Origin of the sequence: Vibrio sp. 10N.222.46.A1, from assembly GCF_041473595.1 — a bacterium.
Lineage (GTDB): Bacteria > Pseudomonadota > Gammaproteobacteria > Enterobacterales > Vibrionaceae > Vibrio > Vibrio tasmaniensis_A.
Map to the genome: position 1 here is coordinate 1 of NZ_JBFRSN010000582.1, position 490 is coordinate 490.

At 42.7% G+C, this 490-nt stretch carries 1 protein-coding gene; it reads left to right on the forward strand.

What is annotated here, in order from left to right:
• Nucleotides 1-40: 40 nt before the first annotated feature.
• On the forward strand, nt 41-490 hold a 450-nt coding region (locus tag AB4496_RS16415), incomplete at its 3' end, for a glycosyltransferase family 2 protein (protein WP_372131383.1).

Below are 490 nucleotides of genomic sequence, written 5' to 3' on the forward strand. Positions count from 1 at the left end.
GATGTTGGTTATTGGTTAGAAAGTAAAGTCAGTGAAATCTATGCTGTCAGTTAGCCTTGATCTCCAACAGTACTTCTGGGGGATGCTTTTAGAGAACTCTGAGCTTTGGCTAATGCTTTTCCCCATGATGATTATGGTGGAGCTCCCACTCTTTCTGCTTGTGTTAAGTGGAATCTTTCGCTGGTCTTATTCGGCCAGTGACATAGAGATAAAAGAATACCCAAGCATCTCGTTTGTAATTACTTGTTATGGAGAAGGAGATGCAATTGAGATAACGATCGACACGCTTGTTGAACAGCTTTATCCCGGAAAGATTGAGATTTTAGCCGTAGTCGATGGAGCAACTCAAAATGAAGATACCTACTTAGCTGCAATGCGAGGGGAGCAAAGACATAAAACGGTAAGAAACAGAGATGTTCGTGTCATTCCTAAGTGGCAAAGAGGAGGTCGCGTATCAACGTTAAATGCTGGTTTAGATAACGCTACCGGC